General features: G+C 65.2%; 15 protein-coding genes and 1 tRNA gene. 12 read left to right on the forward strand and 4 right to left on the reverse strand.

The genetic code is table 11. The features are described from left to right. Positions 1–190: 190 nt before the first annotated feature. From LK535_RS00745 to LK535_RS00765, 5 genes are all read left to right on the forward strand, one after another. On the forward strand, positions 191–724 hold the full coding sequence (locus tag LK535_RS00745; protein WP_227769994.1) for a hypothetical protein: 534 nt from the start codon (positions 191–193) through the stop codon (positions 722–724). A gap of 450 nt (positions 725–1,174) precedes the next feature. Further along, positions 1,175–1,636, forward strand: coding sequence for an RNA polymerase-binding protein DksA (gene dksA / locus LK535_RS00750; protein ID WP_227769995.1), 462 nt, complete (start codon positions 1,175–1,177; stop codon positions 1,634–1,636). Positions 1,637–1,726: 90 nt separating this feature from the next. Then, complete coding sequence (locus tag LK535_RS00755) at positions 1,727–2,026, forward strand: PilZ domain-containing protein (protein ID WP_227769996.1); 300 nt, start codon at positions 1,727–1,729, stop codon at positions 2,024–2,026. 127 nt (positions 2,027–2,153) lie between these two features. After that, a tRNA-Leu gene (locus tag LK535_RS00760) sits at positions 2,154–2,240 on the forward strand. Between the two features lie 44 nt (positions 2,241–2,284). Next, the gene (locus LK535_RS00765) at positions 2,285–2,800 is read left to right on the forward strand and encodes a hypothetical protein (protein ID WP_227769997.1); all 516 of its coding nucleotides are present in this window, start codon (positions 2,285–2,287) and stop codon (positions 2,798–2,800) included. A 68-nt stretch (positions 2,801–2,868) separates the two neighbouring features. On the opposite strand, the gene LK535_RS00770 is transcribed toward LK535_RS00765, so the two are convergent. From LK535_RS00770 to LK535_RS00780, 3 genes are all read right to left on the reverse strand, one after another. Then, positions 2,869–5,007: a histidine kinase dimerization/phosphoacceptor domain -containing protein gene (locus LK535_RS00770; protein ID WP_227769998.1), complete on the reverse strand. Its 2,139-nt coding sequence runs from the start codon at positions 5,005–5,007 to the stop codon at positions 2,869–2,871. 80 nt (positions 5,008–5,087) lie between these two features. After that, a complete protein-coding gene (locus tag LK535_RS00775) occupies positions 5,088–6,083 on the reverse strand; it encodes an NAD(P)H-dependent flavin oxidoreductase (RefSeq protein WP_227769999.1) in 996 nt (331 codons plus the stop codon). A 158-nt stretch (positions 6,084–6,241) separates the two neighbouring features. Continuing rightward, complete coding sequence (locus LK535_RS00780; RefSeq protein WP_227770000.1) at positions 6,242–7,609, reverse strand: acyl-CoA dehydrogenase family protein; 1,368 nt, start codon at positions 7,607–7,609, stop codon at positions 6,242–6,244. 90 nt (positions 7,610–7,699) lie between these two features. Between LK535_RS00780 and LK535_RS00785 the strand changes: the two genes are divergently transcribed. The 7 genes from LK535_RS00785 (at position 7,700) to LK535_RS00815 (ending at position 13,643) form a co-directional block, all read left to right on the forward strand. Further along, complete coding sequence (locus tag LK535_RS00785; protein ID WP_227770001.1) at positions 7,700–8,716, forward strand: phosphotransferase family protein; 1,017 nt, start codon at positions 7,700–7,702, stop codon at positions 8,714–8,716. Beyond that, entirely contained in the window at positions 8,713–9,066 is a 354-nt protein-coding gene (locus LK535_RS00790) for a DUF6285 domain-containing protein (protein ID WP_227770002.1), read from the forward strand. The genes LK535_RS00785 and LK535_RS00790 overlap by 4 nt, the downstream gene beginning before the upstream one ends. Before the next feature lie 149 nt (positions 9,067–9,215). Next, entirely contained in the window at positions 9,216–10,400 is a 1,185-nt protein-coding gene (locus tag LK535_RS00795; protein ID WP_227770003.1) for an acyl-CoA dehydrogenase, read from the forward strand. Positions 10,401–10,497: 97 nt separating this feature from the next. Continuing rightward, on the forward strand, positions 10,498–11,613 hold the full coding sequence (locus LK535_RS00800) for a CaiB/BaiF CoA transferase family protein (RefSeq protein ID WP_227770004.1): 1,116 nt from the start codon (positions 10,498–10,500) through the stop codon (positions 11,611–11,613). Positions 11,614–11,768: 155 nt separating this feature from the next. Continuing rightward, positions 11,769–12,893: a CaiB/BaiF CoA transferase family protein gene (locus LK535_RS00805; protein WP_227770005.1), complete on the forward strand. Its 1,125-nt coding sequence runs from the start codon at positions 11,769–11,771 to the stop codon at positions 12,891–12,893. 12 nt (positions 12,894–12,905) lie between these two features. Next, on the forward strand, positions 12,906–13,076 hold the full coding sequence (locus tag LK535_RS00810) for a hypothetical protein (RefSeq protein ID WP_227770006.1): 171 nt from the start codon (positions 12,906–12,908) through the stop codon (positions 13,074–13,076). A 30-nt stretch (positions 13,077–13,106) separates the two neighbouring features. Next, the gene (locus tag LK535_RS00815) at positions 13,107–13,643 is read left to right on the forward strand and encodes a (2Fe-2S)-binding protein (protein WP_227770007.1); all 537 of its coding nucleotides are present in this window, start codon (positions 13,107–13,109) and stop codon (positions 13,641–13,643) included. Here LK535_RS00815 and LK535_RS00820 read toward each other — a convergent pair. Next, complete coding sequence (locus LK535_RS00820) at positions 13,630–14,889, reverse strand: MFS transporter (RefSeq protein WP_227770008.1); 1,260 nt, start codon at positions 14,887–14,889, stop codon at positions 13,630–13,632. The genes LK535_RS00815 and LK535_RS00820 overlap by 14 nt on opposite strands. Between the last annotated feature and the right edge of the window lie 25 nt (positions 14,890–14,914).

Consider the following 14,914-nt stretch of genomic DNA (forward strand, 5'->3'; position numbering starts at 1 on the left):
GAAGAGGATCATCATCGGGGGCGCGGGCACGGGAGAGGGATTGCCGCTGCTGTTGCCGCCGTGGCCCCCGTTGGACGACCAACCCCCGTTGGATGACCAATGGCCACCGTTCGAACTCCACCCCTTGGACGACGAACCGTAAGAAGAGCTCGAGGTCGACGACGAGGTCGACGTCGATGTGGAAGATGAGGTGGAGGACCCACCGGTCGACGTGGAGCTCGAGGTCGACGAGCCGCCGGTCGAGGTTGAGGTCGAGGAGCCACCGGTCGAGGTCGACGTGGAGGATCCTCCCGTTGACGTTGATGAGCCTCCGGTTGAGGTGGACGAGCCCCCCGTCGAAGTTGAGGATCCGCCAGTCGAAGTTGACGAACCGCCGGTCGAGGTCGAGCCGCCGCTGGAGCTGGACGTCGACGAAATCACGATGCCGCTTGATCCGCTGACACCGCCAGAGCCGCCGAAGAAGCCACCTGCAAAGAAGCCGCCGCCGCCGACGCCGCGTCCCCAACCGCCGCTGACAACGGGTGCAACATCGCCGCCGCCGCTGGCAATCGCCGGACCGACGGGCAATGGCACTGGGACGGGGGCTGCCTGTGCTGCCACCGTGACGACCGTCGGCGCGCAGGCGGCGGGCGCTGCCGCCACCACGCGGCGCACGGCGGTGCGGCGGGCGGGCGTACGCCGGACGATCCGCTTCTGCGGCGCGACCTTCGCCACCTTCGTATAGGAACTGCGCGCCTTTTGCGTCTGGGCGACATGCACTGCGCCGCCGCCGATCACTGCACCCCCTACGGTGCACGCGCAGAGTTTCGCCAAGGCCATCCGCACTGACATGATGTCACTCTCTCATTCCCAGGCGGCGCAACGTGCCGTCCTGTGTTCTATTCAGGATCTGCTTGCGGCCAACGTGCAGAACAAAGATTTAAACTCAACTGCAATGACCGTCCCGGCGGGGGTTTTTACGCGAGCGACGCAAGTAGGACCGCGTTTTCTACGTTAACGTACCATGGCGGGACACGTTGAAACGTCCTGTCTGTTCACTGCCGGGCAATGCCGCATCGATTACGCATTTTTCCACGCTCGCGAATGCTTGTGAGTTTCCCGGTCGGCGTTTATAGGCGCGCCACGGGGCCCTCGGGGTGCAACGACACCCTGACGCGGGCGGGGAGACGGGTTGATGGCGACGGCTTACAATCGCGTGGATCAGTTAAGTCCTAAAGATCTTGGGGCTGCAAACGACGACGGTTATCGTCCGCATCCGGACGAGCCTTTCATGAACCCGCGTCAGCAGGAATATTTCCGAGCCAAGCTGTTGGCGTGGAAAGATGCCATTCTGCGAGAATCGCTGGGTACGCTCTCGCAGCTGCAGATCGATTCGCTTCGCGAGTCTGACCTAAACGATCGCGCATCGAGTGAGACCGACTGGTCGATCGAATTGCGCACGCGCGATCGGCAGCGCAAGCTTATCGGGAAGATCGAAGCTGCGTTGCGCCGCATCGATGAAGGTGAGTACGGCTATTGCGAGGTTACGGGCGAGCCGATCAGCCTGGGCCGGCTTGAGGCGCGACCGATTGCCACCATGACGGTGGAAGCTCAGGAGCGGCACGAGCGCAACGAGAAGATTTCTCGCGAGGATTGATCGGGCGCGGCCGCTCGGCTTGGCCCGTTCGTGATTCGACAAGAATTGGGACGTACTTTGACGAGCATGGACTCCGCGGCCGGCGTATTCTTGGACACCACCGCTGTTGGCGGCGATGATCGAGGGCGCGACAGCCTGTTTCTGTTGGCGCGGCTGAAGGTGGCTGGCGTGGATGGCGAAACCACTGTTCGCGTCCGCAATCTATCGAGCGGTGGCTTGATGGTGGAGCTTCCCGAGCCAGTAGCTCCCGATTCGGTCATTCAGATCGAGCTTGCCGCGTTAGGGTGGCTCGCCGGGCGAGTCGCGTGGCAGACCGAAGGGCGCGCAGGGATCGCGTTCGACAAGCCCATTGATCCGCAGCTCGTGCGTAAACCGGTGGGTCTGGCGTAGGCGTAAGTAAGTGCAGGGCAGGCGGAAGTGCTTGCCGGAGTAAACGGCGCACCTCGATAGGCGCGATTACTCACCGTCCGGGCTGGACGGCCCGGCATCGTTTGTGCCAATGCGCGCATCCGATCACGCGGGTGTGGCGGAATTGGTAGACGCAGCGGACTCAAAATCCGCCTCTGGCAACAGATTGTCGGTTCGAGTCCGACCACCCGTACCAGTCGAGGGCTCGACGTTCCGGCCCGGATCGGGCATCGCCCATTGATGTCAGCAATTGCTCTGCTTCGCGCAAAGACGGCGGCGTCCCACGAGGCAGTCGACTCGGTTTTCGGCGGCCATGATCTGAACAATCCCCTGTCGTACCAGCGTTTCCTGGAAGCGCATGGGCGCGCGCTGCCGCACGCGGAGGCGATGGCGGCTGCGGTATGGCCAGCCTTGCGCCTTCGCACGCCGCTATTGGCTGCCGATCTTGCCGCGCTTGGTTCACCTGCGGATTTGGCTGTGAGTACCAGGAATGAACAGGGGCCGTCCCAATGGGGCGCGCTTTATGTGGTGGAGGGATCGCGTCTGGGTGGCGGCGTTCTGGCGAAACAGGTCGGACCGGGAATGCCGGTCGCCTATTTGTCTGCCGTTCACCAGCCAGGGGAGTGGCGAGCGATTCGGCATGCCATCGACGCTGCCGCCGCCGATCGGGACCAACATTGGCTGGACCAGATGGTGGCGGGTGCTCTTGCCACCTTCGAGCTTTACGAGGCCGCTACGCGGCACGCACGCGCATAGCCGCCTCAGTTTCTGTCCGGCGAGGTGAGGGCAACCTCAGCCGGGGTTGCGCGATCCCCCCAAAGGCGTCAGCGCGGCTCGTCTTCGATGGGAGCAGTGAGGATCGCTCGCAAACCGGGGCTATTTTCGGCATGGTCGAGCGTTCCGTTGAGGCGAGCCATGACCGCCTGCATCATCCGGCTGCCGAACCCGCTTCGCTCCCCCGTGATGCCGACACCATGGTCCGCCACGATCAACCGGAAACGATTGCGGTGCTGCTCCAACGCGATATCGATCGGCCCGGTGCCGCCGGGGTAAGCATATTTGGTGGCGTTGATGACAAGTTCCGATGCGATCAGGCCAACGCTGACCGCGCGATCGGTCGGGATTAGCATGGGTGTAAGATCAGCCGTCATCTGAGATGACCATTCCTCGCCCAGCGAGCCCTTCAGGTCTCCGACCAACTCCTCGAGATAACGCGCCAGGTCGATCGTCTCGATCTGGTCATCGCGATAAAGCCGGCGGTGAACCAATGCTACGGACGAGAGCCGGGACCGGGCCTCGATCAACTGGTCCGCCACCGGCCCGGGACCAGCCTCGCGCGCCTGCAAGGAGAGGAAGGCGGACACGAGCTGAAGGCTGTTCTGAACCCGGTGGTCCACCTCCTTCATCAGCACGTCCTTTTGCGCCAGGGCGAGGTCCTTTTCCGTAACGGCTCGCTCCAATTCGCGAAACAAGCGTTGGCGCTCCCTGGCTTCATTGGCTGCGCGCAACGCCCGACGCAGGCGATGCGCCGACTCGGTCTGCTCCAGTGTCCAACGCCGTGAGCGACAGCGTACGGTTTCGCGCCACGTCTCGAAGGATGTGCGCGGGGTCAAAATGGCGTCGGGATTGTGCTGGACGCCCTTGTGCGGATTGCCCGCCCATTCGATCTCTTCGACCTGCTCGGCGCGGAACCAAAGCAGGATCGACTGCTCTTCCGGCACCGGCAGCGCCATGACTCCGCTCGCCTTCTCGGCGAACTCTGCCGCTTCCCGGAGATGGCCGGCTAAATGGTGGGTGACGAAGGCGTCGGTGGTGTTCCGCTCCGCCAGCCAATTTCCGATGCTGGCGATAGCGGCATCGTCCGGACAGTGGCCATAGCGATCGATGCCGCCGGGGTGGATGACCGCCACGCCATCGCTGTCCATCATTCGCTGAAGATCATCGTGACGGCTTGCCACGGCGCTGGTGAGCGGCGGCTTGAACGCGGGTACCAGCGAGTCCTCGGCCGCCCGAAGCGACAGCCGCTCACGATAGCTATCGGCTTCTTCCCGAGCGCGGATCTGGCGCGCCAGACCGCCCGCGAGAGCGAGCGCGGCGAGACGGACATCCAGGGGCATCGCCCTTGCGGTGCGATGGTGGCAGGCGATCAGGCCCCAGAGGATCCCGTCCTTGACGATCGAGATCGAGGCGGATGCGCCGACATCCATGTTGCGAAGATACTGCAGGTGTATCGGCGAAACGCTCCGCAACGACACATCGCTGAGGTCAAGCGACTCGTAGCGCGCCGGGCGCAGTGGCGCCGGTTCGTAACCGACATCCGGGATAACGCGCACCCTGTTTTGGACATACAGGGCCCGCGCCTGACGCGGTATGTCGGCAGCCGGGAAGTGGTGGTGCATGAAGCTATCGAGGGACTCGTCGCGAGCTTCCCCGACCACGCGGCCGGCATCGTCATCAAGGAACCGATAAACCATCACTCGATCGAAGCCGGTCAGCGTCCGAAAGGCGATCGCCGCCCGAGCGCAAAGCGTGCGGAGATTGGGCGCGCGTTCAAAGCCGGCGGCGATCGCGTCCATCCAGCCGAGCATCTCACCGGCGAGCAGCGGGTGTTCGGACGCAGGCTCTAGCTCGACGACCAAGTGATCGCCTGTTCGGTGAAGCGTGACGTCGAACGTCTGCCCCGCCATCTCGACGGAAGCGCCGCGGACCGACCCGCCCGGGCCGGCTGAGGGAACAGATTGCAACAGGGCCGACACGTCCTGCGCAAGCAATTCCGAAAGCGAGGCGCCGAGCCAACCTGGGCCAAACGCCGACTCCAGCGATCCCGCGCCAGCCTCAACCGCGAGGCTGGCGTGATCAGCAACAAGGAGCAATCCGCGGGGTTGGATCGCGCCCGGGATATGAATCGGCTCGCGATCGCATGCGGTCAGGTCGGGCGCGGCCCGCTCATTCAGGCTCGCCATAGCCCTCCCTCAGTGCGACTGGAGGAGGGGAATGGCCCAGATGAACGTGCCGCGCAACTATTTGATGTCAGGCCCGTCGCTTACTCCGCCGCTTCGGCGTAGCGGCTAATCATGGATTGGAGGCGGCCCTCGATGATCTGCTCCGCCTCGGCAATGATGCGGTCGACCAGTTCCTTTACGGTCGGTACGTCGTGGATCAGGCCCTGTACCATGCCGGCCGACCAGATACCGTCCTGCGTGTCGCCATTCTCCATTGCGGCGCGACCGCGAGCGCCCGCGACGAGATGCTGGACGTCCTTGAACTCGGCACCCCCCTTGCGCTCGATGGCCACGACTTCCTGGCTGACCTTGTTCTTCATCACGCGAGCGGTGTTGTGTAGCGTGCGGAAGATGAGATCGGTCTGACGCTCGTCATTCTCGACCATCTGCTGCTTGAAGCTGTCGGGAATCTGCGCCTCCTGCGTGACGCAGAAACGCGTGCCCATGTTGATGCCGTCGGCGCCCAGCGCCAGCGCTGCGACGAGGCCGCGTCCATCGCCAAAGCCGCCGGACGCGAGCATCGGCACCTTGATCTTGTCTGCCGCTGCCGGGATCAGGATCAGGCCGGGGATGTCGTCCTCGCCCGGGTGGCCGGCGCATTCAAAACCGTCGATCGAGATCGCGTCTGCGCCCATCCGCTCGGCCGACAAAGCGTGGCGAACCGCGGTGCACTTGTGGATCACCTTGATCCCGTGCGCCTTGAAATCGTCGATATGCTCCTGCGGCTTGTAGCCGGCGGTCTCGACCACCTTGATCCCGCCTTCGATGATCGCGCGGCGATATTCGGCATAGGGCGGGGGCGTGATGGTCGGCAGGATCGTCAGGTTCACACCGAAGGGCTTGTCCGTCAGATCCTTGGTGCGCTGAATTTCCTTCGCCAGATCCTCCGGCGTCGGCTGAGTGAGCGCCGTGACGAAACCGAGTGCACCTGCATTGGCGACCGCGGCGACTAGGTGAGCCTTACCGACCCACTGCATGCCGCCCTGCGCGATTGGATATTCAACTCCGAACGCCTCGGTGAACCGCGTCTTGAGCATTTCCCTCTCCCATGGGCGCCTCGTCGGGCGCGCTAACGTAACAGATGTTATGCCGATCTCGGCAGGGCCGCAAGTCCGCTCGGCGTGCGGTTGGCCGCCCCGTCAGCGGCCGTGCGCACCGATGCGCAAGCGGCGGCTGGGGCGGGGCGGGCCGCCGATCAGAAGACGCTGCCCAGCGCCTGCTTGCCCGAGCGCGGACGGATCTGGCTGTTGCGATAGTCGACGTCGCTCCAGTCGAGTTCCTTGAACTCCTGCCGGCGGGGGCCAAGGTAGCCGAACAGGAAGGCCGCCACCTTGCGCATCTGGATCTCTTCCGCGCCTTCGGTGATGCGATAGCGGCGGTGATGGCGATAGATGTGCTCGAACGCCTTGTGGCGCGAATAGCCGATGCCGCCATGCACCTGCATCGCGCGATCCGCTGCCTCGCAGCACAGGCGATTGCCCCAGTAATTGCACATCGAAACCTTGTCCGAAAGGCGCTTTTCCACCTCGTGGTGCGGCATTTGGTCCATTTCCCACGCCGTCTTGCGGATCAGCAGGCGCAGCATCTCGGCCTGGGTGGCGAGCTCCACCAGCGGGAACTGGATCGCTTGGTTGCGGGCGAGATCCTCGCCGAAGGGCTTGCGCTGGCGCGCGTAGCGGATCGACTCTTCGATGCAGTAGGTCGCGGCACCCAGCGATGACGCCGCCTGGCGAATGCGGTTCTCGTGCACGAAGGCCTGGGCGACAGGCAGGCCGTTCTCCGGATCGCCGAAGATCGTCGTTTCCGGCACCCACACGTCCTTGAAGCTGACGCGCGGATGATCGGTCGGCATGTTGAAGGTCCAGAGATATTCCTCGACCTTCACGCCCTCATCGTCGGTCGGCACCAGGAAGCAGGTGATGCCCTTGGCCGCGCCGTCCTCGCCGCTGGTACGGGCGAAGAGGGCGCAGTGCGTCGCGACGTGCATGCCCGTCGTCCACATCTTCTCACCGTTGATGACGTAGCCGGGCACGCCATTGCGCGATTCCGGCACCGCGCGCGTTTCCATATGGGTCGCGTCGGAGCCGTGATACGGCTCGGTCAGGCCGAAGGTCACCCGGCGGGTGCCGTTCAGCGTGCCGGTGATGAACTCTTCCTTCTGCTCCTCGGTGCCGAAATCGTCGAACATCTTGGCGAACGGGTTGTTCGCCACGATGCTGTGCTCGGTCTGCAGATCGTTATGGAGGCCGAGGCCCTTGGCGGCGAGATATTCGCGGATGACGCACATCCACAGGTTCGATCCGCCCTTGCCGCCGAACTTGGGATCCATGGCGAAGCGCAGATGCCCTGCCTTGTCCGCACGGCGCTTTGCCTCGCGCATCAGCTCTTCCCACTCGTGACGGGGCAGCCCGTCATTCTCGAAATCGGTCCGCGCATATTCGCGGCGGTGGTCGAAGAAGCGGACGTTATCGTCGGCATCCTCCAGCGGCTTGATCTCCGCCTCGATGAACGCATCCAGCTCCTTCAGATAGTCGAGCAGATCCTGCGGCAAACCGAAATCCATGGCCCTCTCCCGAATTAAGTCGACTCTTTTAACTTGCGTAGCGGCCTCTCACGGATTTTAAAGCCCCTAATTCAAACAAGCCGAGGGGCGATGGCGGAGAGGCTTTCGAAAGACGAGTTGGCGCGGCGATTGTCCGTGCTTGCACCGCGCATGGCCCCCGGGGCGGAGCGGGTCGAGAATCTGGTACGGCTGACCGGCGGCGCCAGCATGGAGACATGGGCGTTCGACGCGGCGGGGGCGGGGGAGGCGAAGACTCCGCTGATCTTGCGGCGCCGCACGCGGATGGTGATGAACTCCGCCGTCTCGAAACCGCCGCTCCGCCGCGAGGCGGAGGCCATCGCGCTTGCTGTTGAGGCCGGCGTTCCCGCGCCCATCGTGACCTATGTCTGCGACGAGGAGGCGGACGGGCTGGACGAGGCCTATGTGATGCACCGCGTCGCGGGCGAGACGCTCGGTAAGAAGATCACCAGTGACCCCGCGTTTGAGCCGGCTCGCGGCAAGCTCGCCCGCCAATGCGGCGCCGCGCTCGCCCGCATCCATTCGGTGGCGCCGCTGGGCGGCCTCGACCAGACCGATGCGGAGACGACGCTCGCCAACTACGAGGCGATGTGGCGCGCGACCGGCGCAGTCCGCCCGACGATCGAGGCGGCATTCCGCTGGCTCGAGAAGCGACTGCCCAAGGAGAAGGTGACGTCCCGCTTCGTCCACGGCGATTTCCGCAACGGCAACATCATGGTCGACCCGAACGAGGGGCTGGTCGCGGTGCTCGACTGGGAGTTGGTACACGTCGGCGACCCGGCGGAGGACCTGGGCTGGCTGTGCACCAACAGCTGGAAGTTCGGCCGGCCCGACCGGTATGTCGGGGGCTTCGGCGACGTGCAGGACCTGCTCGATGGCTATGCCGAGGCGGGCGGCGAACCGATCAACGCGGCGCGAGTCGATTTCTGGTCGATGCTCGGCAGCCTCAAATGGGGCGTCATGACGATGGGCATGTACGCAAGCTTTGCTTCCGACCCCAGCGCCGGGCCGGAGCGCGGCGTGATCGGGCGCCGGCTGTCCGAAACGGAGGCAGACATCGTGGCGATCATCGAGAGGAACGCGGCATGATCACGCATCCTACGGCGCAGGAACTGGTGGCAGGGGTCGCGCAATGGCTGCCGGTGGATGGCAGCGCGAGCGTCTTTGGCCTTCGCGTGGCGCGAAATGCGCTGGAGATTGCGGCGCGCGACATGGCGATGAGCCCGACTGCGGATGCGCGCGCGGTAGGGCGGATGCGCGCGCTGCTGAACCGGGACGGCACGCGTGACGAGCTGGACAAGGCGCTGGTGGAGGCGATCCGCAGCGGGGCGATCGCCCCTGACGACCCTGCTCTGGTGGCGCATCTCAAGGCGACGGCGCTGGACACGATCGCGATCGACCAGCCCAAATATGCCCATACGCTTGGCGCGCCCGCCTGAAGCACTATAGGCCATAACGATCATCTCCGTTCGCCCTGAGTTTGTCGAAGGGCGTGTCGTTCGGCTCGATGCTGCTTGGCACGGGCCGCGACAGGCTTAGCCCGGACGGGGCGGAGCGTTTCGCTCCTGGCACTATGGTGGAGTAGATTATGGCCGGCATGGGCGCGTTCGACTGGGCGGATCCGTTTCTGCTCGACGAGCAATTGAGCGAAGACGAGCGGATGGTGCGCGACACGGCACGTGCCTATGCGCAGGAGAAACTGGCGCCGCGGATCATCGACGCGTTTGCGAACGAGGTGACCGATCCCGCGATCTTTCGCGAGATGGGTGTGCTCGGCCTGCTGGGGCCGACGATCCCGGAGGAATATGGCGGCGTTGGCGCCTCCTATGTCTCCTACGGCCTGGTCGCGCGCGAAGTGGAGCGGATCGATTCGGGCTACCGCTCGATGATGAGCGTCCAGTCGAGCCTCGTCATGTATCCGATCCATGCTTATGGCTCGGAGGAGCAGAAGCGGAAGTATCTGCCCAAGCTCGCCAGCGGCGAGTGGATCGGCTGCTTTGGGCTAACGGAGCCGGATGCCGGCTCCGACCCCGGCGGCATGAAGACCCGCGCGGTGAAGACCGACGGCGGCTACCGTATCAGTGGCAGCAAGACCTGGATCTCGAACGCGCCGATCGCCGACGTGTTCGTCGTGTGGGCGAAGAGCGATGCGCATGGCGGCGGCATTCGCGGCTTCGTGCTCGAGAAGGGCATGAAGGGGCTGTCGGCGCCGAAGATCGAGGGCAAACTCTCCCTTCGCGCCTCGATCACCGGCATGATCGTGCTGGATGATGTCGAGGTGGGTGAGGACGCGCTGCTGCCCGACGTTCAGGGGCTGAAGGGGCCGTTCGGCTGCCTCAATCGGGCGCGCTACGGCATCAGCTGGGGCGCGATGGGCGCGGCGGAATTCTGCATGCACGCCGCACGTCAGTACGGCCTCGATCGGCACCAGTTCGGGCGGCCGCTGGCGGCGACCCAGCTGTATCAGAAGAAGCTGGCAGACATGGAGACCGAGATCGCGCTGGGGTTGCAGGCCTCACTGCGCGTCGGGCGGCTGATGGACGAGGGGCGGTTCGCGCCGGAGATGGTCTCGATCGTGAAGCGCAACAATGTCGGCAAGGCGCTGGATATTGCTCGCGTGTCGCGTGACATGCACGGCGGCAACGGCATCTCGGGCGAATATCAGGTGATGCGCCACGTGATGAACCTCGAGACGGTGAACACCTATGAGGGCGCGCATGACGTGCATGCGCTGATCCTCGGCCGCGCGATCACGGGAATCGCGGCGTTCTGAGTGTCGTCACCCGGAGGTGATCCGGGGTCCCGCTTCTATTTCATGTGCCGGGAAGAAGGGTGAGCGGGACCCCGGCTCAAGGCCGGGGTGACGAGAGATGACCAAGGAAACACCGCTCAAGGGCATCAAGGTGGTCGAGCTTGCCCGCATCCTGGCGGGGCCGTGGGCGGGGCAGATCCTGGCCGATCTCGGCGCCGAGGTGATCAAGGTGCAGAGCCCCGCGGGCGACGATACGCGCACCTGGGGGCCGCCGTTCGTGGAGCATGATGGCGACCGGGCGGCGGCCTATTATCATGCGTGTAACCGCGGCAAGACGAGCATCGTCGCCGACTTCGCCAAGGCCGAAGATGTCGCGCGGGTGAAAGCGCTGATCGCCGATGCCGACGTGGTGATCGAGAACTTCAAGGTCGGTGGCCTCGCCAAATACGGCCTCGACTATGCCAGCCTCGCGCCGGATCATCCGCGCCTCGTCTATTGCTCGATCACCGGCTTCGGCCAGACCGGGCCCTATGCCCATCGCGCCGGCTATGATTTCATCATCCAGGGGATGGGCGGGATCATGTCGCTGACCGGGGAGCCGGACGGTGCGCCGCAGAAGATCGGCGTCGCCTTCGCCGACATCATGACGGGGCTGTATGCGACGATCGGCATTCAGGCGGCGCTGATGATGCGTGCTCGGACGGGGCGGGGGCAGCAGGTGGATTGTGCGTTGCTCGACACGATGGTCGGGGTGCTCGCCAATCAGGCCGCGAACTATTTTGCCAGCGGCGAGAACCCGGCGCGGATGGGCAATGCCCATGCGAACGTCAGCCCCTATGCGGTGTTTCCGACCAGCGACGGCTGGTTCATCCTGGCGGTGGGCAATGACGCGCAATATCACCGCTTTGCCGCGATCGTCGGCATCGGCCCGGATCCGCGCTGGGACACCAATGCCGGCCGGATCGAGCATCGTGTGCCGCTGTTCGCGCTAATCGAGGAGCGCTGCCGCACGTTTACGCGTGACGACCTGTTGGCGAAGCTGGAGGTGGCGGGGGTGCCCGCGGGGCCGATCAACACCGTCGAGCAGGCGCTGAACGATCCGCAGGTGCAGGCACGCGGGATGGTGCTGCCGGTGAACGACACGCGGCCGATTGCGGGGCTGCGCACGCCGATCCAATTCTCGGACGCGGATCTGGCGCTGGACAAGGGCGCGCCGCCGCTCTGCCGCGGATAGTCGGACGCTACGACACAAGACGGGACCGCGGGTGCCAGTTGGCGCGGGCTTCGGCAGGGTCAGCCCGAGCGGTTGCCGAACGCGGCATAACTTTTGTTGTGCTCGCCGCCTCCGCGCGATACGCCTGCCGGCAAATCAATCAGGAGAGAGACATCGTGAGCAACGCGCCACTCGCCGGCATTCGTATCGTTGAGTTCGCCGGGATCGGCCCTGGCCCGTTCGCCGGCATGATGCTGGCGGACCATGGCGCGGAAGTGATCCGGATCGATCGCCCGGTGAAGGGCGGCAGCGGCATTTCGATCGACAGCAAGGACCCGCTGCTGCGCAGCCGCAAGTCGATCGGCATGGACCTGAAGAACCCCAAGGCGATCGAGGCGGTGCGCAAGATCGTGAAGGGCGCGGACGCGATCATCGAGGGCTATCGCCCCGGCGTGATGGAGCGGCTTGGCCTCGGGCCGGACGTGCTGCTCGCCGACAATCCGAAGCTCGTCTACGGCCGCATGACCGGCTGGGGCCAATATGGCCCGATGGCGCCCGAGCCGGGCCACGACATCAACTATATCGCGATCTCGGGCGCGCTCCACGCTTTCGGGCGGAAGGGCGAGAAGCCGACGCCGCCGATCAACATGGTGGGTGACTTCGGCGGCGGCGGCATGTTCCTGGCCTACGGCATGCTCGCGGCGCTGCTCCATGCGGCGCGGACGGGCGAGGGGCAGGTGGTCGACGCCGCGATGACCGACGGGTCGGCCGTGCTGATGACGATGATGTGGGGCTTCCGCGGTATGGGCCGGTGGAGCGACGAGCGCGGCACCAATTTGCTCGATACCGCGGCGCATTTCTACGACACTTATGAGACGAGCGACGGCAAGTTCATCTCACTTGGCGCGATCGAGCCGCAATTCTACGCCGAGTTCCGCAACGTCATGGGCCTCGGCGACGACAAATGGGCCGCGCAGATGGACGCCCGCCAGTGGCCGGCGCTGAAGGACGAGCTAACCGCGCTGTTCAAGACCAGGACGCGCGACGAATGGGTCGCGGCGTTCAAGGGGCATGACGTGTGCTTCGCGCCGGTGCTCGGCTTCGACGACGCCTACAATGACGAACACAACAAGGCGCGCGGCACCTTCACCGAGGTGAACGGGATCAAGCAGCCCGCGCCGGCGCCGCGCTATTCCAAGAGCGAGACCGTGGCGCCGACGCTGGGCGGCGAGCGGCAGGACGCGGAGGTCCTGCGCGAACTCGGCTTCGACGATGCCGAGGTGGCGGCGCTGGGTTACTGAGGGGAAGAGACGATGGCCGCGAGCGCGCACTACCTGACCTCCGCCGAGGATCGTGACGGCAACGTCTGGGTCGTGCGCGCCGACGATGATGCGACGGCGCATCACGTGGCGGACCTGTTCCGCCTCAGCGACCATGTGCGCGTGACGATCATCTCGCCGGACGACCCGCTCGATCTGGATTGAGCGCGGCCCGGGTTCGGGTAGAGCGGGAACATGCCGAGACTGACCGTCAACAACGAGGCGATCGAATATCGCCTCGACCCGGCCACGCCGCTGCTGTGGGCGCTGCGCGATGCATCCAACCTGACGGGCGCCAAATATGGCTGCGGCACCGGAAGCTGCGGCGCGTGCACCGTCGATGTCGACGGGCGCGCCGTCCGATCGTGCCAGGTGACGCTGGCGGAGGTGGAGGGGAGCTTCGTCACCACCGTGGAAGGGCTGTCGCGGGAGCGCGCGCACCCGGTGCAGGCCGCGTTGCTGGCCGGCAACGTCGTCCAGTGCGGCTATTGCATTCCTGGCATCGTCATGGCGGCGGCGGTGCTGATCAAGAACGACCGGGATCCGTCGGAAGCGAAGATCCGCCGCGCGATCACCAACATCTGCCGCTGCGGCATCTATCCCAGGCTGGTGGAGGCGATCCAGCGCGCGGCTAGCGCCGCGCGAGGCGACGAGACCTTGCCGACCGCCACCCGGCCGGGGATCGACCCGGCGGAGGCGGCGAAGAGCGTGCCGGCGCTCAGTCCTCGGTGATCCGGCTCGTCATGCGCGTGTCGCGCATGCGGATGTAGATCACCAGCGACACCGCGATCATGCCGGTGACATACCAGTAGAAGCCGCGTTCCCAGCCCGCGTTCTTGAACGACAAAGCGACATATTCCGCGGTGCCGCCGAACAGGGTGTTGGCGAGCGCATAGGGGAGGGCGACCCCAAGCGCGCGGATGTTGGCCGGGAACAGCTCCGCCTTCACCACCGCGTTGATCGAAGTGTATCCAGTGACGATCACCAGCGCGGCCATCACGAGAAGGCCGGCGACGAACGGGCTGCGCACCGTCTCCAGCGTGGCGAAGATCGGATAGGTGGCGAGCACGCCGAGCACGCCGAAGCCGATCATCAGCGGCTTTCGCCCGATGCGATCGCTGAGGCCGCCGGCGAGCGGCTGAAGGCACATGAAGACGAAGAGCGTGGCGGCGTTGATCTGGCTCGCCGTTTGGCGATCGAAGCCGCTGGTGTTGACCAGGAACTTCTGCATGTAGATCGAGTAGGCATAGAAGGCGAGCGTGCCGCCGGCGGTGAGCAGTATCACCGTCAGCGTTTCGCGAGGGTGATGCGTGACGAGCGTCCAGAAGCCCGACTTTGGCCCTTCGGCGCGCTTGAAGCTTTCGGTTTCGGCGAGCCCGCGCCGGATGCGGAAGACGACGATCGCCAGCACGCCGCCGACCGCGAACGGGATGCGCCAGCCCCAGGCGTCGAGCGCGGCCTCGCTCATCACCGATTGCAGCACCAGAAGGACGAGGAGCGCGGTGAGCTGGCCCGCGATCAGCGTGACATATTGGAAGCTGGAGAAGAGACCGCGGCGATCCCGCCCGGCCATTTCCGACAGGTACGTCGCGCTGGCGCCATATTCACCGCCGACCGACAGCCCCTGCATCAGCCGGGCGACGACCAGCAGGGCGGGGGCGAAGACCCCGATCGTCTCATAGCCCGGCGTGATCGCGATCAGGAACGATCCGGCGCACATCAGCGTGACGGAAAGCGTGAGGCCGGCCTTGCGGCCGCGGCGATCGGCATAGACGCCCATCACCCAGGCGCCGATCGGCCGCATGACGAAGCCCACCGCGAAGACCGCGGCTGCGCTCAGAAGCTGCGCGGTCTGATCGCCTTCAGGAAAGAAGTGCGGCGCGAAATAGAGCGTGAAGGCGGCATAGGCGTACCAGTCATACCATTCGACGAGGTTGCCGGTGGAACCGCCGATGATCGACTTGAGGCGCGGGTTCATGCTGACATCGCTCTTCACCTAACCG

It is taken from the genome of Sphingomonas sp. IC4-52 (genome assembly GCF_020707225.1).
In the GTDB taxonomy this organism is placed as follows: Bacteria; Pseudomonadota; Alphaproteobacteria; order Sphingomonadales; family Sphingomonadaceae; genus Sphingomonas.

What these genes read in the sequence shown, in the direction of transcription:
- dksA (WP_227769995.1), top strand. Translation starts at nt 1,175, where the DNA reads ATGGCGACGGCTTACAATCGCGTGGATCAGTTAAGTCCTAAAGATCTT.
- LK535_RS00765 (WP_227769997.1), top strand. Translation starts at nt 2,285, where the DNA reads ATGTCAGCAATTGCTCTGCTTCGCGCAAAGACGGCGGCGTCCCACGAG.
- LK535_RS00770 (WP_227769998.1), bottom strand. Translation starts at nt 5,007, where the DNA reads ATGGCGAGCCTGAATGAGCGGGCCGCGCCCGACCTGACCGCATGCGAT.
- LK535_RS00775 (WP_227769999.1), bottom strand. Translation starts at nt 6,083, where the DNA reads ATGCTCAAGACGCGGTTCACCGAGGCGTTCGGAGTTGAATATCCAATC.
- LK535_RS00780 (WP_227770000.1), bottom strand. Translation starts at nt 7,609, where the DNA reads ATGGATTTCGGTTTGCCGCAGGATCTGCTCGACTATCTGAAGGAGCTG.
- LK535_RS00785 (WP_227770001.1), top strand. Translation starts at nt 7,700, where the DNA reads ATGGCGGAGAGGCTTTCGAAAGACGAGTTGGCGCGGCGATTGTCCGTG.
- LK535_RS00790 (WP_227770002.1), top strand. Translation starts at nt 8,713, where the DNA reads ATGATCACGCATCCTACGGCGCAGGAACTGGTGGCAGGGGTCGCGCAA.
- LK535_RS00795 (WP_227770003.1), top strand. Translation starts at nt 9,216, where the DNA reads ATGGCCGGCATGGGCGCGTTCGACTGGGCGGATCCGTTTCTGCTCGAC.
- LK535_RS00800 (WP_227770004.1), top strand. Translation starts at nt 10,498, where the DNA reads ATGACCAAGGAAACACCGCTCAAGGGCATCAAGGTGGTCGAGCTTGCC.
- LK535_RS00810 (WP_227770006.1), top strand. Translation starts at nt 12,906, where the DNA reads ATGGCCGCGAGCGCGCACTACCTGACCTCCGCCGAGGATCGTGACGGC.
- LK535_RS00815 (WP_227770007.1), top strand. Translation starts at nt 13,107, where the DNA reads ATGCCGAGACTGACCGTCAACAACGAGGCGATCGAATATCGCCTCGAC.
- LK535_RS00820 (WP_227770008.1), bottom strand. Translation starts at nt 14,889, where the DNA reads ATGAACCCGCGCCTCAAGTCGATCATCGGCGGTTCCACCGGCAACCTC.